This window comes from Aggregatibacter sp. 2125159857 (assembly GCF_017798005.1).
Taxonomy (GTDB): domain Bacteria; phylum Pseudomonadota; class Gammaproteobacteria; order Enterobacterales; family Pasteurellaceae; genus Aggregatibacter.
Genome location: NZ_CP072548.1, coordinates 227,991 through 252,246 on the forward strand (window position 1 = coordinate 227,991; position 24,256 = coordinate 252,246).

Genomic DNA, 24,256 nt, shown 5'->3' on the forward strand with positions numbered 1-24,256 from the left:
TCATCGCTTAAGCTATTTAGCTCCATACGCATCGCGTATGGTTTTTATCGCCAGACTTTGGCTGGCTATAATAAAAAAGGACTGAATCCCAAGGGATTCAGTCCTTAATTTTTATGAAATCATTGCACGCCGTAAAAATTAGCGTTTAGATTTCACTAACTTCTCAGTAAGTTCGTAAGCACGAAGTTTCGCCAATTCTTTAGAAAGTTTAGACATTAACAATTCGTAATCAGCATCATGGTGATGTTGATGAATGTTTTCTTCCGCACGTTTCTTAGCAGCAAGAATACGCTCGCTATCAAGCTCTTGACCACGAATTGCAACATCCGCAAGAACAGTCACAATCGTTGGTTGAACTTCTAAAAAACCACCGGAAACATAGATAACTTCTTCGTTATCATTTTCTAAAGTAAATTTAACAATACCCGGCTTGATCGCGGTTAATAAAGGGGTGTGCCCCGGCAAAACACCGAGCTCACCCTCAATACCTGTTGCTTGAACACTTTTCACATTACCGGAAAAGATTTTTTGTTCTGCACTTACGACTGTTAAATTAAATGTTGCCATGTTTTTCTCCTTCAAGTTTGATATGCATCAGCTTGAAGTGATTACATATTTTTGGCTTTTTCTAGCGCTTCGTCGATTGAACCAACCATGTAGAACGCTTGTTCCGGAACATGATCGTATTCGCCGTTTAAAATACCTTTAAAGCCACGAATGGTTTCTTTTAACGGAACGTATTTACCTGGTGTGCCGTTAAATACTTCAGCAACGAAGAACGGTTGTGATAAGAAACGCTCAATCTTACGCGCACGCGCTACAACCAATTTATCTTCTTCAGATAATTCATCCATACCAAGAATCGCAATAATATCTTTCAATTCTTTATAACGTTGTAAGATACCTTGTACGCCACGAGCAACATCATAATGCTCTTGACCAACAACTAATGGGTCTAATTGACGAGATGTAGAATCTAATGGGTCAACCGCAGGATAAATACCTAAAGACGCAATTTGACGGCTCAATACAACGGTTGAGTCTAAGTGCGCAAAGGTGGTTGCCGGAGATGGGTCAGTCAAGTCATCCGCAGGCACGTAAACCGCTTGTACGGACGTGATAGAACCTGTTTTAGTTGAAGTAATACGCTCTTGTAATACACCCATTTCCTCAGCAAGGGTCGGTTGGTAACCTACCGCTGATGGCATACGGCCTAAAAGCGCAGATACCTCAGTACCGGCAAGAGTATAACGATAGATATTATCCACGAAGAATAATACATCACGACCTTCATCACGGAATTTTTCCGCCATAGTTAAACCGGTTAACGCAACACGTAAACGGTTACCTGGTGGCTCATTCATTTGACCGTAAACCAAAGATACTTTATCCAATACGTTGGAATCTTTCATTTCGTGGTAGAAGTCGTTACCTTCACGGGTACGCTCACCTACACCGGCAAATACGGAGTAACCTGAGTGCTCAATCGCGATATTACGGATTAATTCCATCATGTTTACGGTTTTACCTACACCCGCACCACCAAACAAACCAACTTTACCCCCTTTTGCAAATGGGCAAATTAAGTCGATCACTTTAATACCGGTTTCTAATAATTCAGTACTGTTTGATTGTTCTTCGTAGCTTGGTGCAGAACGGTGAATAGACCAACGTTCTTCTTCGCCAATCGGACCTTGTTCGTCAATTGGCTCACCTAACACGTTCATAATTCGACCAAGGGTTTTCGTTCCTACCGGTACTTGAATTGGAGCATTTGTGTTTTCTACTTTCAAACCACGTTTTAAACCATCGGAGGCACCTAATGCGATACAACGTACCACACCGCCACCTAATTGTTGTTGAACTTCAAGGGTCAAACCTGTTTCAACATTTAATGCATCATAAACTTTTGGTACTGCATCTTGTGGAAATTCGACGTCAATCACCGCACCGATGATTTGTACAATTTTACCTGTCGCCATTACCGTTCCTCTTCTATTAAATCGCAGCCGCACCGGCAACGATTTCATTTAATTCATTTGTGATACTTGCTTGACGAGCTTTGTTATACACCAACCGTAGGTCATTAATTAAATTACCTGCATTATCTGTTGCTGCTTTCATCGCTACCATTCGAGCCGCTTGTTCTGAAGCTAAATTATCTACAACCGCTTGATAAACCTGAGATTCTAAATAACGAACTAAAAGGCTATCTAATAACACTTTTGGATCAGGTTCGTAAATATAATCCCATGCCTGTTGTCTTTCGCTTAAGTGATCGTCTTCTATTTCCGGTAGAGGAACTAATTGCTGTACAACCGGTTTTTGCGACATCGTATTAATGAACTTATTATATGCAATATAAATCGCATCAATTTCTCCATTACGATAAGCATCAAACATGGTATTTGCTACACCAATTAATTCTTCTAAAGAAGGGTTATCGCCCAAACCGGAAAGTTGGCTTTTTACCTTAAAACCAAGGGAACGGAAAAAACTAATCCCTTTAGAACCAATCAAGCCAAGCTCAGTTGTCGCATTTTGTGATTTCCAATCTTTAATTTGGTTAAGTGTGGTTTTAAACAAATTCACGTTTAAGCCACCGCACATTCCGCGATCGGTAGAAATCACTAAAACACCCACTTTTTTTACATCCCGTTCAACTAAGAACGGGTGTTTATAACCGATACTTGCTTTAGACACATGGCTGATAACACTACGGATAGTTTCAGAATACGGACGAGATGCCGCCATACGGTCCTGCGTTTTACGCATTTTCGAGGTTGCAACCATTTCCATTGCCTTAGTAATTTTTTGCGTACTTTGTACGCTGGCAATTTTGGTTTTTATCTCTTTTGCACCTGCCATCTTATTTCTCCGTTACTACCAAGCACTATTCGCTTTGAAACTATCCAAAATACCTTTTAATGTATCTTTGATTTCATCATTATAGTTACCGGTTTTAGTAAGCTCTTGCATAAACTCGGCATAATTACGATTTGCATAATCTAAAAGTGCGGTCTCAAAACTTGCAATTTTAGATAACTCAACATCGTCTAAATAACCAAATTCAACCGCAAATAACACTACTGCTTGCTCAGCAACAGAAAGCGGAGAAAATTGTTTTTGTTTCAACAATTCGGTTACTTTTTCACCGTGAGAAAGTTGTTTACGAGTTGCATCATCAAGATCAGAAGCAAACTGAGCAAATGCCGCTAATTCACGGTATTGCGCAAGTGCGGTACGAATACCACCGGCAAGTTTCTTAATGACCTTAGTTTGTGCTGAACCACCCACACGAGAAACCGAAATACCCGGGTTTACCGCTGGACGGATACCGGAGTTAAACAAGTTAGACTCTAAGAAAATCTGACCGTCGGTAATAGAAATCACGTTGGTTGGAACGAATGCAGAAACGTCACCCGCTTGAGTTTCAATAATCGGAAGTGCGGTTAAAGAACCTGTTTTTCCTTTTACTTCACCTTTGGTGAATTTTTCTACGTATTCTTCATTTACACGAGAAGCACGTTCAAGTAAACGTGAGTGTAAGTAGAATACATCACCAGGATAAGCTTCACGACCCGGTGGACGACGTAATAATAGGGAAATTTGACGATAAGCAACCGCTTGTTTAGAAAGATCATCGTAAACGATTAATGCATCTTCACCACGATCACGGAAATATTCACCCATTGCACAACCGGCATAAGGTGCTAAATATTGTAATGCAGCAGATTCAGACGCAGATGCCGCAACCACGATAGTGTTAGCTAATGCACCATGTTCTTCTAATTTACGTACTACGTTAGCAATTGTTGACGCTTTTTGACCAATTGCCACATAGATACATTTAATGCCTGAATTACGTTGGTTAATGATGGCATCAATCGCTAATGCTGTTTTACCGGTTTGACGGTCACCGATAATCAATTCACGTTGACCACGACCGATTGGCACCATGGAGTCAACCGCTTTATAACCGGTTTGTACTGGTTGATCAACGGATTTACGTTCAATTACACCCGGCGCGATAACTTCAACCGGAGAAAAACCGTCATTTTCAATTTCACCTTTACCATCAATTGGTTGACCAAGAGTGTTTACAACACGACCTAATAAACCACGACCAACCGGCACTTCAAGAATACGGCCGGTACATTGCACTTCCATTCCTTCAGCAAGATCGGCATAAGGCCCCATAACTACCGCACCAACCGAATCGCGTTCAAGGTTAAGTGCCATGGCATAACGGTTGCCCGGTAAGGCGATCATTTCGCCTTGCATCACATCGCTTAAACCATGGATACGAATAATCCCATCACTGACAGAAACAATCGTTCCTGTATTGCGGGCTTCGCTCACCACATCAAATTGAGCAATGCGTTTTTTAATCAATTCACTAATTTCAGTTGAATTTAGTTGCATTTTCTAATCCTCTTATAATTGCAACTCATTTGCTAAACGGGCAAGCTGTCCGCGACTACTGCCGTCTATGACAAAATCCTCTGTACGAATGATAACACCGGCAATGAGCGAGCTATCAACGTTGCAATTTAACTTAACTTTTTGGGCTAATCTTTTTTCCATTGCGGCTGCAATTCTTTCTTGTTGCATGACGCTTAATGGTTGAGCCGATATGACGTTCACTTCCGCAATAGCTTTATATTCCTCAACATAATGTTGGAATTCTTTAAAAACTTGCGGAAGAACAGTTAAACGCTTATTTTCAGCCATTAACCGAACTAAGTTTTGCCCATATTGATCTAATTGTTCACCACAAATTGAGATCACCGTATCTGCTAATTTTTGTGCAGAAAGAGAACCTGTTAGATAATTTTGCATTGTTTCGTTTTTCACTAATTCAGCAAGAAAACCTAACATTTCATTCCATTTCTCTACCGCACTTTTGTCAGATGTACTTTGTTCAACGGCAAAATCAAACGCTGCTTTAGCATAAGGGCGAGCTATGGTAGTTAATTCTGACATAAGCTCAACCTTCTTATAGTTCTGCAACTAATTTATCAATAATGTCATTGTTGGCTGCTTCATCCACAGTACGTCCAACAATTTTTTCAGCACCTGCAATGGCCAAAGACGCAACTTTTACACGTAATTCTTCTTGAACACGTTTACGTTCAGCTTCAACCTCAGCATAGCCTTGTTCAATGATTTTCGCTTTAAGTTCTTCGGCTTCTGCCTTCACTTCGTCTAAAACTTCATTGCGACGTTTATTGGCTAAATCTAAAATTTCTTGCGCTTGAATTTTCGCTTCAGAAATTTCCTTTTCAACAAGCATTTTAGTATCTGCTTGTTCTTTTTTAGCCGCTTCAGCAGAAGCTAAAGCATTCGCAATTTGGCTTTGACGTTTTTCAATTGCACTAATAATTGGTGGCCAAACAAATTTCATGCAGAACCACACGAAAATTGCAAACGCAATCAGTTGACCAATCAATGTTGCATTTAGATTCACAACGTCCTCCTTAATCTGCTTGTTTTACGTTGATAAGCAAATAAGGTGATTATTGTAATAAACCGATGAATGGGTTTGCGAAAATGAAAAGTAAAGAAATACCAACAGCAATCATCGCAATCGCATCCAATAAACCTGCAACGATAAACATTCTTGTTTGCAAGCTAGAAGCAAGCTCAGGTTGGCGAGCGGAAGATTCTAAGAATTTACCGCCTAAAATCGCAAAGCCGATAGCTGTACCTAATGCTGCGAATGCAAGAAGGATTGATGCACCGATAATTGTAGCTGTAATTACAGTTTCCATAATGTTCTCCAATAGAAGTTAAGTTTAGCCCTAGAGCCGGTTAATAAAAAAATAAAATTAATGATCTGCTTTGTTATAAGCGATACTTAAGTAAACCACCGTCAACATCATAAAGATGAATGCTTGTAGCGTAATAACCAAAATATGGAAAATCGCCCAAACAAGGTGTAATGGAATCCCCAATGCCGCAATTGCCATATTGGCAGAATACATCACAGCAATGAGAATAAAGATTAATTCCCCTGCATACATATTACCGAATAAACGGAATGCGAGAGAAATTGGTTTAGCCAGTAAAGTAACGGTTTCAAGAATAAAGTTAACCGGAATAAACGCCCAGTGATTAAATGGGTGTAAAGTATATTCCTTAACCAATCCACCAAAACCTTTAGATTTTACTGTATAGAAAAGAATTAAGAAAAAGACACAGATTGACATGCCGAGCGTTGCACTAATATCTGCTGTTGGCACAGCTCTCAAATAGTGAATACCGAACAAACCTGCGAATTGTGGAAGAAAATCGACTGGGATTAAGTCGATGGCATTCATAATGAATACCCAACAAAAAATGGTTAATGCTAGCGGTGCAACAACATTACGTGGGCCATGAAAGTTTTCTTTTACGATACCATTGACCCATTCTACTAAAATTTCGACCAAACATTGCATTTTGCTTGGTACGCCCGGTGTCGCTTTTTTCGCAACACGTGAAAAAACGAAAAGGAAAATAATGGCTGATACGATAGAGAAAAACAGCGTATCGACATGAATATGCCAAAAACCCTCACCGGTCTTTAAAAAAGACAAATGGTGGCCGATATACTCAGAGGTTGTTTGTCCGGACATAGTTGACCCTTTATATAGAACTTAAAATTAAGACCTGTTCAGCAAAAATGGAACGACATTGTTCAACACTAATGCCATGAAAAAACCTGCAAAAAATAAAATGAATTCACTTACATGAAATCCTTTAAACGCAGCAATAATACATAGTATCGTTAATGCAAACTTTACCGCTTCCCCACGATAAAGCGCGGTCAATTTTGTTGATAAATGCTGTTTACGATAAAAAATAAGATACACAAAAGCACAAAAAGGCAGAAAAGCACAGAAAAATCCAAGACAGAAATCAACCGCACTTTTCCACTGCCAAAGTGAGATTAACGCACCGATAATGAGTAAAATCCCCATTTCAATCCATATTGATTTTTGGTAACAATGCTTCGCTTGCGTTAAAACCCTAGACATCACATTATTTTTTAGTATGCAAAAACTGGCTAATTATACATTTAGCACAGAGAGATTCAACTTAAAAAAAGGGAAAAACTGTTAAATAAATCACACTTTTAGAAATTTAATGCAGAATGATTAAATGTCGTTCACCTACAAGCTCAGGAACATGGAGTTTAATCACCTCTTTAACCATAAATTTCCCCTCCAAGGCTTGAACTTCCTCATTGTGATAGAGGCCTTTTAAGGCATAAAAATGCCCCTCTTTTTTCGGTAAATGATGGCACCAGTCGGTCATCTCCTTTAACGAGGCAAAAGCACGACTTAATACCCCGTCAAATTGATGATCGGGTTGATATTCTTCCGCGCGGCTCAACACTGCTTCAACATTGGTAAGCTCTAACTCACGTACCGCATTGCGAATAAAGCTGATCCGTTTACCCAAGCTATCTAACAAAACAAAGTGTTTTTGCGGATTAATGATAGCTAAAGGCAAGCCGGGCAAGCCCGGGCCGGTGCCGACATCAATAAAACGATCACCTTGTAAATAAGGGCTTACCACAAGACTGTCTAAAATATGTTTAACCACCATTTCCTGTGGATCACGCACAGACGTTAGGTTATAAGCCTTGTTCCATTTATTCAACAGCAAAACCAGCTTCACTAACTGTTGTTGCTGTTGTTCTGTCACAGAAAGTGCGGTCTGTTTTAACAATGTTTTTAGCTTATCCGCCAACTGAATGTCTAAATTAGTCATTATTCACCACGTTTTAGCATGCCTTGCTTTTTCAAATTCACCAGAATGATGGAAATCGCTGCCGGCGTAATACCGGAAATACGGCTCGCTTGTCCGATAGAGACCGGACGATGTTGTTCCAATTTTGCCCGCACTTCGTTAGATAAACCGGAAACTTTGCTGTAATCAAAGTGAGCCGGAATAGCTGTATTTTCGTGGCGTTTTTGTTTTTCGATTTCTTCTTGTTGATGCTCAATATAGCCTTGATATTTAATGGCGATTTCTACTTGTTCTACCGCTTCTTTATCTTCCATTGCCGGTTGATATGGCGTTAAGGAAGTCAAAATATCGTAAGTCATTTCCGGACGGCGTAATAAATCTTCACCACTGGCTTCACGCACTAATGGACTATTCAATACTTTATTGGCTTCTTCTAGGTATTCAGAACGTGGATGCAACCAAATACTGCGTAAGCGTTGACGCTCTTGCTCGATATTTTCCATTTTTTGGTTAAAACGAGCCCAGCGTGCGTCATCAATTAACCCTAATTCATGGGCAATTGGCGTTAAACGAATATCGGCATTATCTTCACGCAATAACAAACGGTATTCCGCACGAGAGGTAAATACGCGATAGGGTTCTTTTGTTCCTAATGTACAAAGGTCATCCACCAACACACCGGTGTAAGCCTGATCACGGCGCGGAAACCAGGCTTCTTTCTCTTGTACATAAAGACCTGCATTAATCCCAGCCAATAAGCCTTGTGCTGCTGCTTCTTCATAACCGGTTGTACCATTAATTTGACCGGCAAAGAATAAACCTTGAATGAATTTGGTTTCTAAGGTGGGTTTTAAATCACGGGGATCAAAATAATCATATTCAATGGCATAACCCGGTTTCACAATGCGGGCATTTTCCAACCCTTTCATGGAATTGACGATACCTATTTGCACGTCAAAAGGTAAACTGGTTGAAATCCCATTCGGATACACTTCATTGCTGGTCAAGCCTTCCGGCTCTAAATAAATTTGGTGCGAATTACGATCCGCAAAGCGCATTACTTTATCTTCGATCGATGGACAATAACGCGGCCCGATCCCTTCAATGACACCGGTATACATCGGGCTACGATCCAAGTTATTACGGATCACTTCATGGGTTTTTTCATTGGTGTGGGTGATATAACAAGGAATTTGTTGCGGGTGATCAGAAACGGATCCCATAAAAGAGAACACCGGCAATACTGCATCGCCATGTTGTTTAGCTAAGACTTCAAAATTGATCGTACGTGCATCAATACGCGGTGGTGTTCCGGTTTTTAAGCGATCCACACGTAAACCAAGATCTCTTAAACGATGAGAGAGGGTTATCGAAGCCGGATCACCTGCACGTCCCCCTTCATAATTTTGTAAACCAATATGGATCTTACCGGCTAAGAAGGTGCCGGCGGTTAAGATCACAGATTTTGCATGAAACGTAAGCCCCATTTTCGTTGTAACACCGGTTACACGATCTTGTTCGATCAAAATATCCGTGGCTTCTTGTTGGAAAATATCTAAATTCGGTTGATTTTCAAGGGCGATTCTAACGGCTTGACGATATAACACACGATCCGCTTGCGCACGCGTTGCGCGTACGGCCGGGCCTTTACTGCTGTTTAATGTACGAAATTGAATACCGGCTTTATCGGCGGCATGCGCCATTAATCCGCCCATGGCATCCACTTCTTTTACTAAATGCCCTTTGCCAATGCCCCCAATCGCCGGGTTGCAAGACATTTGTCCGAGCGTATCTACATTATGAGTAAGTAATAGGGTTTTTAATCCCATACGTGCAGGTGCCAATGCGGCTTCTGTTCCTGCATGACCGCCACCGATCACGATGACATCATAGGTTTCAGTGTAAAACATGATTATGAATGATCTCTATTTTAAATGAGGTACGGATCTGTTGATCCTTGAAAAAATTGGTCGCTATTTTACTGAAAATCTTAGGTGGTTAAAAGATGCGTTTCAGTGAAAGAAAAAAGCGGGATCGGGAGAAGGATCTTCGCTAATAAAAAATAAGATCTTTATATAGAGATCTTTTATTATTACTATTATAAGGATCATCAAAACCGTTGAATAAGATCGTTTTTACGTTGTAAATGAAAGACATAGATCATTTTCAAACGTGTTAAGATCTTCCCGATCGATACCGTTAATTCTTGTGTATAACTTCCTTATTTATCCACAGGTTGATTAGCATCAGAATTTATTCATCACATAAAAACAGATTTTTAACAATAATCAATGAAGTTATCCACATGCTGTTTGCTTTTTTATTGATTAAATATTATGCGTAAAATTAGGTAACCAGTCTTCTGCGCACTGTTCTTGATCAGATTCTGTTAAGACATCAATGCGTAAAGCATCGGTTATTTTGACCGCACTTTTTGCCAACAAACTTTGTTCTACTTTGTCCACGGCAAAGCAAAAGGTATCGTAATCAGAATTTCCTAAACCGATCACCGCAAATCTTAAGTGGGAAAGGTCGTTATCACTTGCATCCAGAGCTTCAAATAATGGTTTTAGATTATCCGGTAATTCTCCTGCGCCATGGGTGGAAGTCACCACTAGCCATAATTTTTCATTGATTACATCATTTAATGCCGGGCCGTGGTGCAATTCAGTACTGAAACCCTGTTGTTGTAATCGGCTTTCTATGTGTTCGGCAAGATATTCGGCACCGCCTAAAGTGCTGCCGGTGATTAAGCAAATGTGAGGTTGCATTTTTTCTCCCAAAAAAGAAGGCTTAGATTAACTAAGCCTTGGTTTAATAAAGAATCATTAGATACTGTCAGTGATGCCTAAAAGTGAGCGTAAACGTTCTTGAATATTTTGATGTTCGCTTCTTAATTGTTCGTTTTCACTGCGTAACGCATCGTTTTCTTGTTGTGATCTGCCGTTTTTTTCTTTTAATTCATCCACTTCGAGTTGAAGGAGTTGAATGGTTTCAACGGCTTGTTTAATTTTGTTTTCTAACTGATCTAAAACTTCTAATGACATAGTGATTTCCTCTAAAAAATGGATAAAAAGTAGAGGTATTCTACCGACTTAATTGATTTTATTAAAGCAAAGAATCGCATTATCTGTTAATTCATGGGGGTTAGTCGTCCTCCGTAAAAGAAATTTTCTTAAAAATTCGCCATGAAGCAGAAAAAACCTTGAGAAAACTGACCGCACTTTTGAGTTGATGAAGAGGTCAGTCTGTCTAGGGCAGACGCATCCATGGAAATCTAGCAGTCTTCACGGCTAGATTGTTATTTTTATTCTTTTTTATTAGAATATTGAGACAATTACTAAGGTTATTTCAGGAATCAATTATGGCGAATTGGAACGGACAATACATTAGCCCTTATGCAGAACATGGCAAAAAAAGCGAACAAGTGAAAAAAATTACGGTTTCCATTCCAATTAAAGTGCTTGAAATTTTGACAAATGAACGCACTCGTCGCCAAATTCGTAATTTACGCCACGCAACAAACAGTGAATTGCTTTGTGAAGCTTTTTTGCACGCCTTTACTGGTCAGCCTTTGCCAACAGATGAAGATTTGCTCAAAGAGCGCAGCGATGAAATTCCTGAAGAAGCGAAAGTGATTATGCGTGAGTTAGGTATTGATCCGACCAAATGGGAATATTAATTTCTCATTTCTCTCTTTGCCCTCTTCTTTTCTGTTATGATAGAACCATGATTTTTAGTTAATGTTCTATTATGCGAGTACCTAGAATTTATCATCCTACATCGTTGAATCATCTCACTTTTTGCACTTTGTCTGAAGACGGTGCCAACCATGTGGGACGTGTTTTGCGTATGCAGCCCGGTGAACGCCTTGAACTTTTTGATGGCAGTAACCAGACATACCAAGCGATGATTACGCAGGTGAGTAAAAAAAGCGTCGATGTAGAAATTTTAAGCCAGCAATTTGACGATCGGGAAAGTCCATTGTTTATTCATCTTGGGCAAGTAATTTCGCGTGGTGAACGCATGGAATTTACCATTCAAAAATCCGTCGAATTAGGCGTGAACGTGATTACGCCATTGTGGTCAGAACGTTGCGGCGTGAAATTAGACGGTGATCGTATGGATAAAAAAATCCAACAATGGCAAAAAATCGCCATTGCGGCGTGTGAACAATGCGGCCGGAATAAAATTCCGGAAATTCGCCCATTAATGAAATTACAACAATGGTGTGCCGAACAAGATGGCGCACTGAAATTAAATCTTCATCCGAGAGCAACACATTCTATTCGCACATTGCCAATGATACCCACTGCCGGCGTGCGCTTACTAATTGGTTCTGAAGGTGGCTTATCAGCGCAAGAAATTGCACAAACCGAACAACAAGGTTTTGTGGAAGTGTTATTAGGAAAACGTGTATTACGCACTGAAACAGCCGCGATGGCAGCAATAACCGCGTTACAAGTCTGTTTTGGTGATTTGGGGGAAACATTATGATGGATTTACAAGATCATTTGCTCATTGCTATGCCAAATTTAGAGGACAGTTATTTTTATCGGACAGTCATTTATATTTGTGAACATAATGAAAAAGGGTCTATGGGATTGGTGATTAATCAGCCCACCGACTTAACCATTGCAGAACTGAGTGCAAAAATGAATTTCATGATGGTAACCGACCGCACTTATAACAATAAATTGGTGCTTGCCGGTGGACCGGTGAACGTTGATCGCGGTTTCATTTTGCATACACCTGTTCCAAAAGTATTTAATCACAGTTATAAAGTGAATGATAATCTTGTGCTAACAACGTCTGCCGATGTGGTAGATACATTTGGCACCTTTGAAGAACCGGAGAAATATTTGGTTGCTTTAGGTTGTGCCAGTTGGGAAGCTAATCAGTTGGAGCAAGAAATCGCCCATGACTCTTGGCTGGTTGTGCCGGCGACGGAACAAATTTTGTTTGATTTGCCATGTGATCAGCGCTGGTTGGCGGCCAATCAATTGCTTGGCATTGATACGCATAATTTTGTCGGTCAAGTAGGACATTGTTAATGGGCATTACAGTTTTAGCCTTTGATTTCGGCACAAAAAGCATTGGCTGTGCAGTGGGTCAAAGCATCACCGGCACGGCACAGTCACTGCCGGCATTTAAAGCTCAAGACGGCATTCCTGATTGGGACGCTATCGGTAACGTCATCAAAGAATGGCAGCCGGCACGAATCGTCGTTGGTCTGCCACTGAATATGGATGGCACCGAACAAGAACTGACCTTACGCGCCAAAAAATTTGCCAATCGCTTGAACGGACGCTTTAATTTACCAGTGGAATTACAGGATGAACGCCTCACAACCACGGAAGCTCGTAGTGAAATTTTCAGCCGCGGCGGTTATCGAGCTTTAAATAAAAGCAAAGTGGACGGCATTTCAGCCTGCTTAATTTTAGAAAGCTGGTTTGAGCAACATAGCGAATAACTGCGTTGAAAACATATCAAAAAGCGACCGCACTTTTAGATTGATAAGATAACAAAAAAGCCATTTAGCATTCACTAAATGGCTTTTGTTTTTAGCGTATTTGGGGCTTATTGTTTTGCCACAATTTTGCCGTCAACGTAATCCACGCTAATCGGTTTTTCCGGTAACAAACTGCCGGACAGGATTTGTTGCGCTAACGGGTTCTCAATTTCTTGTTGAATCGCACGTTTTAATGGACGTGCGCCGTAAATTGGGTCATAACCGATTTCGCTAATGAAATTGAGGGTGCTGTCTGTAAAGTGCAACACATAGCCACGGCTTTCCATGCGGTTGATTAAGCGTTTTAACTGAATTTCCGCAATAGCGCGAATGTTGTCTTTATTCAACGGATGGAACACCACAGTTTCGTCAATTCGGTTAATAAATTCCGGACGGAAATGTTGGCTCACCACGGACATAACCAAGGCTTTCATTTCATCGTAGCTTTCGGTTTGATTACCTTGAATCAAATCGGAACCCAAGTTAGAGGTCATGATCACTACCGTATTGCGGAAATCCACGGTTCTGCCTTGTCCATCGGTTAAGCGGCCGTCATCCAGCACTTGCAACAAGATGTTGAACACATCATTGTGTGCTTTTTCCACTTCGTCGAGCAAAATTACAGAATATGGACGGCGACGTACAGCCTCGGTCAAATAACCGCCTTCTTCATAGCCCACATAACCCGGAGGTGCGCCGACCAAACGGGACACGCTGTGTTTTTCCATGAATTCGGACATGTCGATACGCACCATGGCATCTTCGCTGTCGAATAGGAATTTTGCCAAGGTTTTACACAATTCGGTTTTACCCACACCGGTTGGCCCTAAGAACAAGAAGGAGCCAATCGGACGATTCGGATCGGAAAGACCGGCACGGCTACGACGAATGGCGTTCGCCACGGCGTCCACGGCTTCGTTTTGCCCGATAACGCGTTTATGCAATTCTTCTTCCATGCGCAAGAGTTTTTCTTTTTCGCCTTCCATCATTTTGGAGACCGGAATGCCGGTAGCGCGGGAAAGCACTTCCGCAATTTCCTCGTCAGTCACACGATAACGCAACAGGCTCATTTCTTTTCCTTCCGCACCTTCTGCTGCCGCTAATTGTTTTTCCAATTCCGGAATTTTACCGTATTGCAATTCGGACATTTTGTTCAAATCACCGGCACGACGGGCTTGTTCCATTTGGGTGCGGGCGTTTTCCAATTCCGCTTTAATGTGTTGCGCACCGGAAAGCGCCGCTTTTTCGGATTTCCACACCTCTTCTAATTCAGCATATTCCCGTTCTTTTTCCGCCAATTCTTTTTCTAACATTTCCAAGCGTTTGCGGCTGGCATCGTCATCTTCTTTTTGTAACGCCTGTTGTTCCAATTTGAGTTGGATAATACGGCGATCTAAGCGATCTAACGGCTGTGGTTTGGAGTCAATTTCCATCCGAATGCTGGAAGCCGCTTCATCGATTAAGTCGATGGCTTTATCCGGCAACTGACGATCGGAAATGTAACGATGGGACAAGGTTGCCGCCGCCACAATAGCCGGGTCAGTAATTTGTACATGGTGGTGGATTTCATAACGCTCTTTTAAACCACGTAAAATAGCAATGGTATCTTCCACGCTCGGTTCATCCACAAACACTTTTTGGAAACGACGTTCAAGTGCGGCGTCTTTTTCAATGTATTGGCGATATTCGTCTAACGTAGTCGCGCCCACACAGTGCAATTCACCGCGTGCCAAACTTGGTTTTAACAAGTTGCCCGCATCCATGGCGCCATCGGTTTTACCCGCACCGACCATGGTGTGAATTTCATCAATAAATAAAATGACACGGCCTTCTTCTTTGGCGAGTTCATTTAACACGGCTTTCAAGCGTTCTTCAAATTCACCGCGATATTTTGCCCCGGCGATTAACGCACCCATATCAAGGGAAAGCACACGTTTATTTTTCAAACCTTCCGGCACTTCGCCGTTCACAATACGTTGTGCCAAACCTTCCACAATGGCGGTTTTACCCACGCCCGGTTCACCGATAAGCACAGGGTTGTTTTTGGTGCGGCGTTGCAACACTTGAATGGTGCGGCGGATTTCTTCATCACGCCCAATCACCGGATCCAATTTCCCGCTTTCCGCGCGGGCAGTTAAGTCGATAGTATATTTTTCTAAGGCTTGGCGGCTTTCTTCCGCATTTTGATCATTCACGTTTTGTCCTCCACGAATATGATCGATGGCTTGTAAAATTTGTTCTTTTTTCGCACCGCACTTTTTCAGTATCTCGCTGACGGCGCCTTTTTCTTCCAAGGCAGCAAGTAAAAAGAGTTCGGAGGAAATAAATTTATCCTGCCGTTGTTGCGCTAATTTGTCGCATAAATTCAACAGGTTAAGCAACTGACGGGAAAGTTGTACATCACCGCCATTGCCGGAGACTTGCGGAAGTTTGGCAAGTTCATTGTTGAGTTCGTTACGCAACACGGCAACGTTCACGCCGCTTGCGGTTAGAATCGGCGCCACTGAGCCGTCTTGTTGATTTAACAAGGCACTCAATAAATGTACCGGTTCAATAAATTGATTATCCTTGCCAATCGCCAAAGATTGCGCTTCAGCAATGGCCTGTTGGAATTTGGTCGTAAATTTTTCAATATTCATAAGTATTTCCTTCTTCGTTCCATGGATGTTCTGTTGAACATTTGTTCGCCAAATTTAAATAAGATCGTTTTGAGGGATTTCAAGAGAAAAAATGAAAAATTTAGTCTTGCTGATTCATTCGTAGAAATTTGATAGGTGTAATTTATTTAAAAAAAGCACCGCACTTTGGTGATTGATGGAGAATCCCTTTGGCACAGGGCGAGGGCTTTCGACACATCAAGAAAAATAAAAAAATTTGTGCAAAGTCCAATAACAAAAACATTGTAAATTTTTAAACAATAAAAATACAGAAACAGTAAAAAATCTCCACACCAACATAACTCCGAGAAAACCTACGCACCTGTAAATACATTGCCTTTATCCCGTAAAGTATTAGCTAACCTATACATTCTTAAATACTGATTGTCTAAGAACAGCAAACCTACTAAACTATCACTACCGATCGTGGATAATTCCTCAACCGCTCCACTACTAAGGTTAAAATTCCACCTGAATTTTTAATAAAGGCGATAATAATTACAAATCCAGCACACATCCATATAACGCTTTTTAATGGTGTTTGAATTTTATCAGCTAGATAAAACATTAAATAATGTGCATTTGTCTGTCTATAAAGTTATTTATTAGCGTAAAAATACCACTGCTCATAATTATCGCCCTTATGATTTATTTAGATTTAGTCTGCGGTTCGCTACTTAAAGAAAATGGTTGTTTAATGTCACTTTCAGTAGTTTCCGTTTGTGGTTTTTCACTTAAAGAAAATGGTTGTTTAACTACATCATCTTCTTTTTTTTGAGCAACTTTTTCACCACAAGCAACCAATGAAAAACATATAATAAATAATGCTATTTTTTTCATAAATCCATCCTATTCAAAAGGTTGTTTAATTGTCATATCATTTTTCTTAACTTCATCTTGCTTTTCAGCTTGTGTTTAGTTGTACTGCTCCGTGCTTAAAGCTAAATCTATAGAAATTTTATCTGTTTGCAATATTTTCTATAGTAGATATACGTTTCAATCCCTTTAGAGCATGGTGGGGTCTTTCGACTAAATAATGGTGCCATACTGAAAAAGCGAGAGAAATTGTATGATCTTTAAGTGAAGTATAAGTGCGTTTTTTAAATTTGCCAGCAAATACAAATTTGTAAACATCAATATTAACGCATATTTTTACGATTTTCGCTATAGCAAACGTTTGCTTGGTGCTAGAATAAGCCGATTTTTATTTCTCATTTTTAAGGATTATGCCATGAATAGATCATTAGCCATTGAGTTTTCGAGAGTAACCGAAGTTGCCGCCCTTGCCGGATTTGCGTGGTTGGGGCGTGGGGATAAACATTCGGCTGATGATGCTGCCGTAAAAGCCATGCGTTATATGCTAAATTTGATTCATATGGATGCGGAAATCGTGATTGGCGAAGGCGAAATTGACCACGCGCCGATGTTATATATCGGTGAAAAAGTAGGTTCAGGCATGGGCGAATTAGTGTCTATTGCGGTCGATCCTATTGATGGCACGCGCATGACGGCGATGGGGCAGTCTAATGCGATTTCCGTGTTGGCGGCAGGCGGCAAAAATACCTTTTTGAAAGCGCCGGATATGTATATGGAAAAATTGGTGGTGGGGCCGGAAGCCAAAGGCATTGTGGATTTGAATTTGCCACTTGAACAAAATTTGCGTCGTGTCGCGTCGAAGCTAGGTAAATTGTTATCTGATTTAACAGTAATGATTTTAGATAAACCTCGTCATGAAACGGTGATTGAAAAAATGCATCAACTGGGCGTGCGCGTATTTACGATTCCTGATGGCGATGTGGCGGCTTCGGTGTTATGTTGTTTGCCGGAAGCAGAAATTGACATGGTTTATGGCATTGGTGGTGCGCCGGAAGGTGTTGTGGCAGCGGCTGCGATTCGTGCCTTGGGGGGCGATATGCAATCCCGTCTATTGCCGCGTGATCAGGTGAAAGGCGATACGCCGGAAAATAAGGCATTGGCACAAGAAGAAATTCGTCGTTGTGAAGAAATGGGGGTTCAAGTCAATACGGTGCTGCAGCTGGAACAGCTCGTGCGTGATGACAATTTGGTGTTTGCTGCCACCGGGATTACTCATGGTGATTTATTAAAAGGCATTCGCCGTAAAGGCAATTTAGCCACCACGGAAACGTTGTTGATTCGAGGTAAATCTAGAACCATTCGTCGAATTCAATCGACCCATTATTTAGACCGAAAAGACACCGCACTTTCCCGTTTAATCGGCGCGTAATTCCAAAAGAAAAGGGCTAAGTGACAGGGATGAAATGCACTTAGCCCATTTAATATCGTGCTTTTGCAAGCGCAATTTTTAATTCATCTTATCGAGCAAGATTCACCGCACCTTGATATCCCAGCTGGCGCCACGCTTCATACACGGTGACGGCCACCGAGTTGGAAAGATTCATACTGCGACTGTTGGCAGTCATGGGAATACGGATTTTTTGTTCCGCCGGCATGCTGTTTAAAATATCCATCGGAATGCCGCGGGTTTCCGGGCCGAACATTAAATAGTCGCCCAATTCAAATTTCACTTCACTGTGCGCAGGCGTGCCTTTTGTTGTTAAGGCAAACAAACGCTTCGGTTGCTCGCTTTGCAAAAATGCCTCGAAAGTTTTGTGCTTTTTGATGTCGGCAAATTCGTGGTAATCCAATCCGGAGCGTCGTAATTTTTTGTCGTCCCAAGTAAATCCTAGAGGTTCGATTAAATGTAGGCGAAAGCCGGTGTTGGCACATAAACGAATAATATTGCCGGTGTTTTGTGGAATTTCCGGTTCGTATAAAACAATATCTAACATGGTGTTCCTGATTGGTATAACAATAGACGATTTATTATAGGCGCAAACCTGACCGGCTAAAAGCGCTCATAAAAAATCCTTATCAATGGTTAAAAAGGGATTTTTATTCTGATGTCCTCCGTGAAAAACCTATAAAAAAATGACCGCACTTTGCTTTTTATGGCCTAAAAGTGCGGTTTCATTTTACGGTGTTTTTATAGGGGCTTCAAATTACCAGCCTTTTACGACGCCGTCTTTAAAGTGTTTTTTCGCTTCTTGTTCCACTTCCGGTGTTTGGTAAGCTTTCACGAAATCTTGTACTGCTTTGCTATCTTTGTTGTCAGTACGTGCCACGATAATGTTCACATATGGAGAATCTTTATCTTCCACGAACACGCCGTGATCTTGTGCATTTAAGCCAACCTGACCGGCATAGTTGTTATTCACAACGGCTAAATCCACATCGTCTAGCGCACGTGCTGCAACAGAGGTATCCACTTCTTTGATTTGTAAATGTTTCGGATTTTCAACAATATCCATTGAAGTGGAGAACAGGTTGGTCGGATCTTTTAATTTAATTAATCCTTGTTTTTCTAACAAGATTAACGCGCGTGCCAAGTTACTTGGGTCGTTTGGTACCGCAACCACCGCACCATCTTGTAACTCATTTACGCTTTTGATTTTTTTAGAGTAACCCGCTAACGGATAAACGAAGGTGTTGCCCACGATAACGAGGTTGTTTAAACCTTTCGCTTGGGAATCTTTGTCTAAATACGGTTTGTGTTGCATGGCGTTCGCATCTAAATCGCCTTTAGAAACCGCCGTATTTGGTAAGGCATAGTCGTTGAATAGAACGTATTCTACGTCTAAGTTATATTTTTCTTTCGCGACTTTCGCGGCAATTTCAGCCACTTCGTGCTCAGGGCCTGCCATCACGCCGACTTTAATTTTTGCCGGTGCTTCTGCTGTCGCTTCCGGTTTTTTCTCTTCGTTACACGCTGTTAATGCAAATACGGAGGCAAGTGTTGCTACGCCGAGTAATTTTTTTAAGTTCATAAAAGATCCTCTTTTAATGTTAATGCTAAGTGAATTAACGATGATCGACGCGTTTTGCGAAATCATCACCAAGTTTTTGTGAAATCATGACGAATACGACAATAATAATTGTGGCGACCCATTTAACGTACACCATGTTGCGGTATTCACCGTAGTTAATGGCGAGGCTACCTAAACCACCGCCGCCGACAATGCCTGCCATGGCGGAATAGCCCACTAGGGTAACTAAGGTCAGTGTGATACCGTTAATTAAGGTTGGCAGTGCTTCCGGCAAATAGAATTTGCGGATGATTTGCCAGTTTGTCGCGCCCATCGCTTTTGCAGCTTCTGTTAAGCCTTTTGGCACTTCCACTAAGGCATTAGCGGTTAAACGTGCCACAAATGGCATGGCGCAAATGCTTAATGGGATAATGGCTGCCGTGGTACCCAGCGTCGTGTTCAAAATGAAACGGGTAAACGGTAACAAAATGATTAACAAAATAATGAAGGGAATGGAGCGTCCAATGTTAATCACAATGTTTAAAATGAGATTTAACCGTGCGTTTTGAAGAATTTCGCCTTTGCCGGTGAGGAAGGTTACTACACCAAAAGGTAAACCGATGATCACGGCTAACAGGGTAGATGCAAAGCTGATATACACGGTTTCATAGGTAGAAACCCACACGGCTTGCCACATTTGAGGCGTAAGTTCCGTTAAAAAATCATTCCACATAGCCTAATACCTCAACGCGTACGTTATTTTCCATTAAATAGATTTTGGTTTGTGTAATAGCATCTTCATCGCCTTCCACTTCAGCTACGGTGAAACCGAATTTCACTCCACCGGCATATTCAATTTGGGAGGTTAAAATGCTTAATTCCACACCGAATTTTTTGGAGGCTTGGGACAACAATGGGGCATCCACAGAGCGTCCGGTAAACTCGAATTTGATAATCGGGTAAGACTTAGCGTGTTTTGGCGTGTGTGATAGATTCTCTAGATATTCATCAGGCAGATTAATGTTAAAGGTAGAGCGAATAAATTCTTGGGCCAATTCTGTTTTTGGATTGGAGAAAATGTCGCTCACTGAACCTTGTTCTACAAGTTTGCCGTGATCGATGATGGCAACTAAATCACAAATGCGTTTGACAACATCCATTTCGTGGGTAATTAAGAGAATCGTGATCCCTAAAGTGCGGTTGATTTCTTTTAATAATTTTAAGATGGCGTGTGTGGTTGCCGGATCTAGCGCACTAGTCGCTTCGTCGCATAATAACACTTTGGGATTGCTTGCTAGTGCGCGTGCAATGGCGACGCGTTGCTTTTGACCGCCGGATAAATTAGACGGATATACATTTTTTTTGTCGCTTAAGCCTACCAAAGAGAGTAATTCATTGACTTTCGCTTCGATTTTTTCTTTCGGTGTGCCTTCTAGTTCTAAAGGCAATGCGACATTACCGAAGACAGTGCGGGAGCTCAATAAATTGAAATGTTGGAAAATCATGCCGATATTACGGCGTTCCAATACCAGCTCAGCATCGCTAAGTTGAGTGAGATCTTTGCCATCAATGATGACGGAACCCACAGTGGGTTTTTCCAATAGGTTGACGCAACGAATCAGGGTGCTTTTGCCTGCACCGGATGCGCCGATAACGCCACAGATATGTCCTTTCGGAATATCCAAGGAAACATTATCAAGTGCGGTCAGTTTTTTACCTGAAACGTCGAAAATTTTGCTGACATTCTTTAGCTTAATCATATAAGCCCTTTTGCGGTTTCGTTTTTATCAAAAAAAGATTTTTGTATTCTAGACGTCTAGAATGCCATGTCAACCTCTATCCATGACATTCTTATAATTATTTGCTTTCTCTTAGAACAAAAAAGTTGAAGGTTTGCACAAGATAAAAATAAAGAAGATAATCGGTACGAATTTATATTTAAATGGGACAAAAAGATGAAGAAAGCGGTTTTTTTAGATCGAGACGGAACGTTGAATATTGACTATGGTTATGTGCATGACATTGATCATTTTCATTTTATTGAAGGAAGTATTGAGGCGCTAAAAAAACTGAAAGAGATGGGCTATTTGTTGGTTCTGGTGACAAATCAATCTGGTATTGCACGAGGTCTTTTTACCGAGGAACAGTTTTTGCAGTTGACGGAGTGGATGGATTGGTCGTTGGCGGATCGTGGTGTTGATTTGGATGGCATCTATTACTGCCCGCATCATCCGGAGGCAAAACTTGCCGAATTTAAACAGGATTGTGACTGCCGTAAGCCGAAATCGGGGATGTTACTACAAGCAATAGAAGAGCTGAATATCGATCCGACAAAATCTATTATGGTTGGAGATAAAGTGGAAGATTTGCTTGCCGGGAAGGGAGCTAGGGTGAAAACGCGCGTTTTAGTGCGAACTGGTAAACCGATCACTTCTGAGGGAGAAAAAATGGCAGACTACGTATTAGACTCAATTATAGACATTCCTAGTCTGATTATTAGTCAAAATTTATAAAAAATAACCAATCAAAACAAAAAATGAAAAAAAAGCTAAAAAGGGGTTGCGTGGTGATAAAAAATGCCTATAATACGCCACCACAACGACGCGCCGTTGTAAAGCATTAAGCAGCGCGTCGTTTTTTGTTCTTTAACAATCAATCAGACAAACTGTGTGGGCACTTGAAGATTCATTTTTATCATTAAAGAATTTTAAAATTGAACTGAATAGTGCTACGAAGATTCGTTTATTTATATAGATGATTAATTAAGTCAGCAGTATTGAGCGATTAAACTTTTTGAATTGAAGAGTTTGATCATGGCTCAGATTGAACGCTGGCGGCAGGCTTAACACATGCAAGTCGAACGGTAACAGGAGAAAGCTTGCTTTCTTGCTGACGAGTGGCGGACGGGTGAGTAATGCTTGGGAATCTGGCTTATGGAGGGGGATAACGACGGGAAACTGTCGCTAATACCGCGTAGAATCGAGAGATGAAAGTGTGGGACCGCAAGGCCACATGCCATGAGATGAGCCCAAGTGGGATTAGGTAGTTGGTGGGGTAAAGGCCTACCAAGCCGACGATCTCTAGCTGGTCTGAGAGGATGACCAGCCACACCGGGACTGAGACACGGCCCGGACTCCTACGGGAGGCAGCAGTGGGGAATATTGCGCAATGGGGGCAACCCTGACGCAGCCATGCCGCGTGAATGAAGAAGGCCTTCGGGTTGTAAAGTTCTTTCGGTGACGAGGAAGGTTGTTGTGTTAATAGCGCAACAAATTGACGTTAATCACAGAAGAAGCACCGGCTAACTCCGTGCCAGCAGCCGCGGTAATACGGAGGGTGCGAGCGTTAATCGGAATAACTGGGCGTAAAGGGCACGCAGGCGGCTATTTAAGTGAGGTGTGAAATCCCCGGGCTTAACCTGGGAATTGCATTTCAGACTGGGTAGCTAGAGTACTTTAGGGAGGGGTAGAATTCCACGTGTAGCGGTGAAATGCGTAGAGATGTGGAGGAATACCGAAGGCGAAGGCAGCCCCTTGGGAATGTACTGACGCTCATGTGCGAAAGCGTGGGGAGCAAACAGGATTAGATACCCTGGTAGTCCACGCTGTAAACGCTGTCGATTTGGGGATTGAGCTTTAAGCTTGGTGCCCGTAGCTAACGTGATAAATCGACCGCCTGGGGAGTACGGCCGCAAGGTTAAAACTCAAATGAATTGACGGGGGCCCGCACAAGCGGTGGAGCATGTGGTTTAATTCGATGCAACGCGAAGAACCTTACCTACTCTTGACATCCATGGAATCTTGTAGAGATACGGGAGTGCCTTCGGGAACCATGAGACAGGTGCTGCATGGCTGTCGTCAGCTCGTGTTGTGAAATGTTGGGTTAAGTCCCGCAACGAGCGCAACCCTTATCCTTTGTTGCCAGCGATTCGGTCGGGAACTCAAAGGAGACTGCCGGTGATAAACCGGAGGAAGGTGGGGATGACGTCAAGTCATCATGGCCCTTACGAGTAGGGCTACACACGTGCTACAATGGCGTATACAGAGGGTGACGAAGCCGCGAGGTGGAGTGAATCTCAGAAAGTACGTCTAAGTCCGGATTGGAGTCTGCAACTCGACTCCATGAAGTCGGAATCGCTAGTAATCGCGAATCAGAATGTCGCGGTGAATACGTTCCCGGGCCTTGTACACACCGCCCGTCACACCATGGGAGTGGGTTGTACCAGAAGTAGATAGCTTAACCTTCGGGAGGGCGTTTACCACGGTATGATTCATGACTGGGGTGAAGTCGTAACAAGGTAACCGTAGGGGAACCTGCGGTTGGATCACCTCCTTACCAAAGATAGAATTGACTTTAAGTGTCCACACAGTTTGGCTGATGATTGTAAACAAAAGAAGAATAAACAAATAAAGCAAGATGTGAAGAATATCTTTACATGTTGTCCCCATCGTCTAGAGGCCTAGGACATCGCCCTTTCACGGCGGTAACCGGGGTTCGAATCCCCGTGGGGACGCCATTTAAAG

The 24,256-nt window shown here is 41.8% G+C and carries 25 protein-coding genes, 1 tRNA gene and 1 rRNA gene; 8 read left to right on the top strand and 19 right to left on the bottom strand.

Features of this window, described 5'->3' with window-relative positions; translation table 11 throughout:
* Positions 1-138: 138 nt before the first annotated feature.
* The 13 genes from J5X96_RS01065 to zapB form a co-directional block, all read right to left on the bottom strand.
* The gene (locus tag J5X96_RS01065; protein ID WP_006719889.1) at positions 139-567 is read right to left on the bottom strand and encodes a F0F1 ATP synthase subunit epsilon; all 429 of its coding nucleotides are present in this window, start codon (positions 565-567) and stop codon (positions 139-141) included.
* Between the two features lie 41 nt (positions 568-608).
* On the bottom strand, positions 609-1,982 hold the full coding sequence (gene atpD, locus J5X96_RS01070; protein ID WP_209363774.1) for a F0F1 ATP synthase subunit beta: 1,374 nt from the start codon (positions 1,980-1,982) through the stop codon (positions 609-611).
* A gap of 16 nt (positions 1,983-1,998) precedes the next feature.
* On the bottom strand, positions 1,999-2,868 hold the full coding sequence (gene atpG, locus J5X96_RS01075) for a F0F1 ATP synthase subunit gamma (protein ID WP_209363776.1): 870 nt from the start codon (positions 2,866-2,868) through the stop codon (positions 1,999-2,001).
* A 15-nt stretch (positions 2,869-2,883) separates the two neighbouring features.
* Positions 2,884-4,425 carry a F0F1 ATP synthase subunit alpha gene (gene atpA, locus J5X96_RS01080; protein ID WP_021616109.1) on the bottom strand — a complete coding sequence of 514 codons (1,542 nt, stop codon included), beginning with the start codon at positions 4,423-4,425 and terminating at the stop codon, positions 2,884-2,886.
* A 12-nt stretch (positions 4,426-4,437) separates the two neighbouring features.
* Positions 4,438-4,986 carry a F0F1 ATP synthase subunit delta gene (gene atpH / locus J5X96_RS01085; RefSeq protein ID WP_033002533.1) on the bottom strand — a complete coding sequence of 183 codons (549 nt, stop codon included), beginning with the start codon at positions 4,984-4,986 and terminating at the stop codon, positions 4,438-4,440.
* A 13-nt stretch (positions 4,987-4,999) separates the two neighbouring features.
* Complete coding sequence (atpF, locus tag J5X96_RS01090; RefSeq protein ID WP_021616111.1) at positions 5,000-5,470, bottom strand: F0F1 ATP synthase subunit B; 471 nt, start codon at positions 5,468-5,470, stop codon at positions 5,000-5,002.
* A gap of 49 nt (positions 5,471-5,519) precedes the next feature.
* Positions 5,520-5,774, bottom strand: coding sequence for a F0F1 ATP synthase subunit C (gene atpE / locus J5X96_RS01095; protein WP_021616112.1), 255 nt, complete (start codon positions 5,772-5,774; stop codon positions 5,520-5,522).
* A gap of 57 nt (positions 5,775-5,831) precedes the next feature.
* Positions 5,832-6,620: a F0F1 ATP synthase subunit A gene (atpB, locus tag J5X96_RS01100; protein WP_021616113.1), complete on the bottom strand. Its 789-nt coding sequence runs from the start codon at positions 6,618-6,620 to the stop codon at positions 5,832-5,834.
* A 27-nt stretch (positions 6,621-6,647) separates the two neighbouring features.
* Positions 6,648-7,022 (bottom strand): ATP synthase subunit I, encoded by a 375-nt coding sequence (locus J5X96_RS01105; RefSeq protein ID WP_209363778.1) that lies wholly within the window; start codon positions 7,020-7,022, stop codon positions 6,648-6,650.
* 106 nt (positions 7,023-7,128) lie between these two features.
* Complete coding sequence (gene rsmG, locus J5X96_RS01110) at positions 7,129-7,761, bottom strand: 16S rRNA (guanine(527)-N(7))-methyltransferase RsmG (RefSeq protein WP_209363780.1); 633 nt, start codon at positions 7,759-7,761, stop codon at positions 7,129-7,131.
* Positions 7,761-9,650: a tRNA uridine-5-carboxymethylaminomethyl(34) synthesis enzyme MnmG gene (mnmG, locus tag J5X96_RS01115; RefSeq protein ID WP_209363781.1), complete on the bottom strand. Its 1,890-nt coding sequence runs from the start codon at positions 9,648-9,650 to the stop codon at positions 7,761-7,763. Before mnmG ends, rsmG begins: the two co-directional genes overlap by 1 nt.
* Before the next feature lie 417 nt (positions 9,651-10,067).
* Positions 10,068-10,511, bottom strand: a complete 444-nt coding sequence (gene mioC / locus J5X96_RS01120) for an FMN-binding protein MioC (RefSeq protein ID WP_209363783.1) — start codon at positions 10,509-10,511, stop codon at positions 10,068-10,070.
* Between the two features lie 57 nt (positions 10,512-10,568).
* Positions 10,569-10,787 (bottom strand): cell division protein ZapB, encoded by a 219-nt coding sequence (gene zapB / locus J5X96_RS01125; protein ID WP_021616118.1) that lies wholly within the window; start codon positions 10,785-10,787, stop codon positions 10,569-10,571.
* A 317-nt stretch (positions 10,788-11,104) separates the two neighbouring features.
* Between zapB and metJ the strand changes: the two genes are divergently transcribed.
* The 4 genes from metJ (at position 11,105) to ruvX (ending at position 13,213) form a co-directional block, all read left to right on the top strand.
* The gene (gene metJ, locus J5X96_RS01130; RefSeq protein ID WP_209363785.1) at positions 11,105-11,422 is read left to right on the top strand and encodes a met regulon transcriptional regulator MetJ; all 318 of its coding nucleotides are present in this window, start codon (positions 11,105-11,107) and stop codon (positions 11,420-11,422) included.
* A 71-nt stretch (positions 11,423-11,493) separates the two neighbouring features.
* Positions 11,494-12,237, top strand: coding sequence for a 16S rRNA (uracil(1498)-N(3))-methyltransferase (rsmE, locus tag J5X96_RS01135; protein ID WP_209363787.1), 744 nt, complete (start codon positions 11,494-11,496; stop codon positions 12,235-12,237).
* On the top strand, positions 12,234-12,794 hold the full coding sequence (locus J5X96_RS01140) for a YqgE/AlgH family protein (protein WP_209363789.1): 561 nt from the start codon (positions 12,234-12,236) through the stop codon (positions 12,792-12,794). Before rsmE ends, J5X96_RS01140 begins: the two co-directional genes overlap by 4 nt.
* The gene (ruvX, locus tag J5X96_RS01145; RefSeq protein WP_209363790.1) at positions 12,794-13,213 is read left to right on the top strand and encodes a Holliday junction resolvase RuvX; all 420 of its coding nucleotides are present in this window, start codon (positions 12,794-12,796) and stop codon (positions 13,211-13,213) included. Before J5X96_RS01140 ends, ruvX begins: the two co-directional genes overlap by 1 nt.
* A gap of 107 nt (positions 13,214-13,320) precedes the next feature.
* Here the strand turns inward: ruvX and clpB are convergent, their stop codons facing one another.
* Together clpB and J5X96_RS01155 are read right to left on the bottom strand one after the other, a co-directional pair.
* A complete protein-coding gene (gene clpB, locus J5X96_RS01150) occupies positions 13,321-15,891 on the bottom strand; it encodes an ATP-dependent chaperone ClpB (RefSeq protein WP_209363792.1) in 2,571 nt (856 codons plus the stop codon).
* 666 nt (positions 15,892-16,557) lie between these two features.
* Complete coding sequence (locus tag J5X96_RS01155) at positions 16,558-16,749, bottom strand: hypothetical protein (protein WP_209363794.1); 192 nt, start codon at positions 16,747-16,749, stop codon at positions 16,558-16,560.
* 391 nt (positions 16,750-17,140) lie between these two features.
* Between J5X96_RS01155 and glpX the strand changes: the two genes are divergently transcribed.
* Entirely contained in the window at positions 17,141-18,154 is a 1,014-nt protein-coding gene (glpX, locus tag J5X96_RS01160; RefSeq protein WP_209363796.1) for a class II fructose-bisphosphatase, read from the top strand.
* Positions 18,155-18,242: 88 nt separating this feature from the next.
* Here glpX and trmL read toward each other — a convergent pair whose 3' ends face one another.
* From trmL to metN, 4 genes are all read right to left on the bottom strand, one after another.
* Positions 18,243-18,719, bottom strand: coding sequence for a tRNA (uridine(34)/cytosine(34)/5-carboxymethylaminomethyluridine(34)-2'-O)-methyltransferase TrmL (gene trmL, locus J5X96_RS01165; RefSeq protein ID WP_209363798.1), 477 nt, complete (start codon positions 18,717-18,719; stop codon positions 18,243-18,245).
* Positions 18,720-18,929: 210 nt separating this feature from the next.
* Positions 18,930-19,754 (bottom strand): MetQ/NlpA family lipoprotein, encoded by an 825-nt coding sequence (locus J5X96_RS01170; protein ID WP_209363800.1) that lies wholly within the window; start codon positions 19,752-19,754, stop codon positions 18,930-18,932.
* A 34-nt stretch (positions 19,755-19,788) separates the two neighbouring features.
* On the bottom strand, positions 19,789-20,466 hold the full coding sequence (locus J5X96_RS01175) for a methionine ABC transporter permease (protein ID WP_021616150.1): 678 nt from the start codon (positions 20,464-20,466) through the stop codon (positions 19,789-19,791).
* Positions 20,456-21,493 (bottom strand): methionine ABC transporter ATP-binding protein MetN, encoded by a 1,038-nt coding sequence (gene metN, locus J5X96_RS01180; protein WP_209363801.1) that lies wholly within the window; start codon positions 21,491-21,493, stop codon positions 20,456-20,458. The genes J5X96_RS01175 and metN overlap by 11 nt, the downstream gene beginning before the upstream one ends.
* Positions 21,494-21,688: 195 nt before the next feature.
* Here metN and gmhB point away from each other — a divergent pair, with 195 nt between their 5' ends.
* The 3 genes from gmhB (at position 21,689) to J5X96_RS01195 (ending at position 24,249) form a co-directional block, all read left to right on the top strand.
* Complete coding sequence (gene gmhB, locus J5X96_RS01185) at positions 21,689-22,246, top strand: D-glycero-beta-D-manno-heptose 1,7-bisphosphate 7-phosphatase (protein ID WP_209363803.1); 558 nt, start codon at positions 21,689-21,691, stop codon at positions 22,244-22,246.
* Positions 22,247-22,528: 282 nt separating this feature from the next.
* Positions 22,529-24,068: ribosomal RNA gene (locus J5X96_RS01190) — 16S ribosomal RNA — on the top strand.
* Between the two features lie 105 nt (positions 24,069-24,173).
* A tRNA-Glu gene (locus J5X96_RS01195) sits at positions 24,174-24,249 on the top strand.
* The last annotated feature ends 7 nt before the right edge of the window (positions 24,250-24,256 follow it).

Coding starts and splice junctions, on each gene's coding strand:
- J5X96_RS01065 (WP_006719889.1), bottom strand. CDS start 567: ATGGCAACATTTAATTTAACAGTCGTAAGTGCAGAACAAAAAATCTTT.
- atpD (WP_209363774.1), bottom strand. CDS start 1,982: ATGGCGACAGGTAAAATTGTACAAATCATCGGTGCGGTGATTGACGTC.
- atpG (WP_209363776.1), bottom strand. CDS start 2,868: ATGGCAGGTGCAAAAGAGATAAAAACCAAAATTGCCAGCGTACAAAGT.
- atpA (WP_021616109.1), bottom strand. CDS start 4,425: ATGCAACTAAATTCAACTGAAATTAGTGAATTGATTAAAAAACGCATT.
- atpH (WP_033002533.1), bottom strand. CDS start 4,986: ATGTCAGAATTAACTACCATAGCTCGCCCTTATGCTAAAGCAGCGTTT.
- atpE (WP_021616112.1), bottom strand. CDS start 5,774: ATGGAAACTGTAATTACAGCTACAATTATCGGTGCATCAATCCTTCTT.
- atpB (WP_021616113.1), bottom strand. CDS start 6,620: ATGTCCGGACAAACAACCTCTGAGTATATCGGCCACCATTTGTCTTTT.
- J5X96_RS01105 (WP_209363778.1), bottom strand. CDS start 7,022: ATGTCTAGGGTTTTAACGCAAGCGAAGCATTGTTACCAAAAATCAATA.
- rsmG (WP_209363780.1), bottom strand. CDS start 7,761: ATGACTAATTTAGACATTCAGTTGGCGGATAAGCTAAAAACATTGTTA.
- mnmG (WP_209363781.1), bottom strand. CDS start 9,650: ATGTTTTACACTGAAACCTATGATGTCATCGTGATCGGTGGCGGTCAT.
- mioC (WP_209363783.1), bottom strand. CDS start 10,511: ATGCAACCTCACATTTGCTTAATCACCGGCAGCACTTTAGGCGGTGCC.
- zapB (WP_021616118.1), bottom strand. CDS start 10,787: ATGTCATTAGAAGTTTTAGATCAGTTAGAAAACAAAATTAAACAAGCC.
- metJ (WP_209363785.1), top strand. CDS start 11,105: ATGGCGAATTGGAACGGACAATACATTAGCCCTTATGCAGAACATGGC.
- rsmE (WP_209363787.1), top strand. CDS start 11,494: ATGCGAGTACCTAGAATTTATCATCCTACATCGTTGAATCATCTCACT.
- J5X96_RS01140 (WP_209363789.1), top strand. CDS start 12,234: ATGATGGATTTACAAGATCATTTGCTCATTGCTATGCCAAATTTAGAG.
- ruvX (WP_209363790.1), top strand. CDS start 12,794: ATGGGCATTACAGTTTTAGCCTTTGATTTCGGCACAAAAAGCATTGGC.
- clpB (WP_209363792.1), bottom strand. CDS start 15,891: ATGAATATTGAAAAATTTACGACCAAATTCCAACAGGCCATTGCTGAA.
- J5X96_RS01155 (WP_209363794.1), bottom strand. CDS start 16,749: ATGAAAAAAATAGCATTATTTATTATATGTTTTTCATTGGTTGCTTGT.
- glpX (WP_209363796.1), top strand. CDS start 17,141: ATGAATAGATCATTAGCCATTGAGTTTTCGAGAGTAACCGAAGTTGCC.
- trmL (WP_209363798.1), bottom strand. CDS start 18,719: ATGTTAGATATTGTTTTATACGAACCGGAAATTCCACAAAACACCGGC.
- J5X96_RS01170 (WP_209363800.1), bottom strand. CDS start 19,754: ATGAACTTAAAAAAATTACTCGGCGTAGCAACACTTGCCTCCGTATTT.
- J5X96_RS01175 (WP_021616150.1), bottom strand. CDS start 20,466: ATGTGGAATGATTTTTTAACGGAACTTACGCCTCAAATGTGGCAAGCC.
- metN (WP_209363801.1), bottom strand. CDS start 21,493: ATGATTAAGCTAAAGAATGTCAGCAAAATTTTCGACGTTTCAGGTAAA.
- gmhB (WP_209363803.1), top strand. CDS start 21,689: ATGAAGAAAGCGGTTTTTTTAGATCGAGACGGAACGTTGAATATTGAC.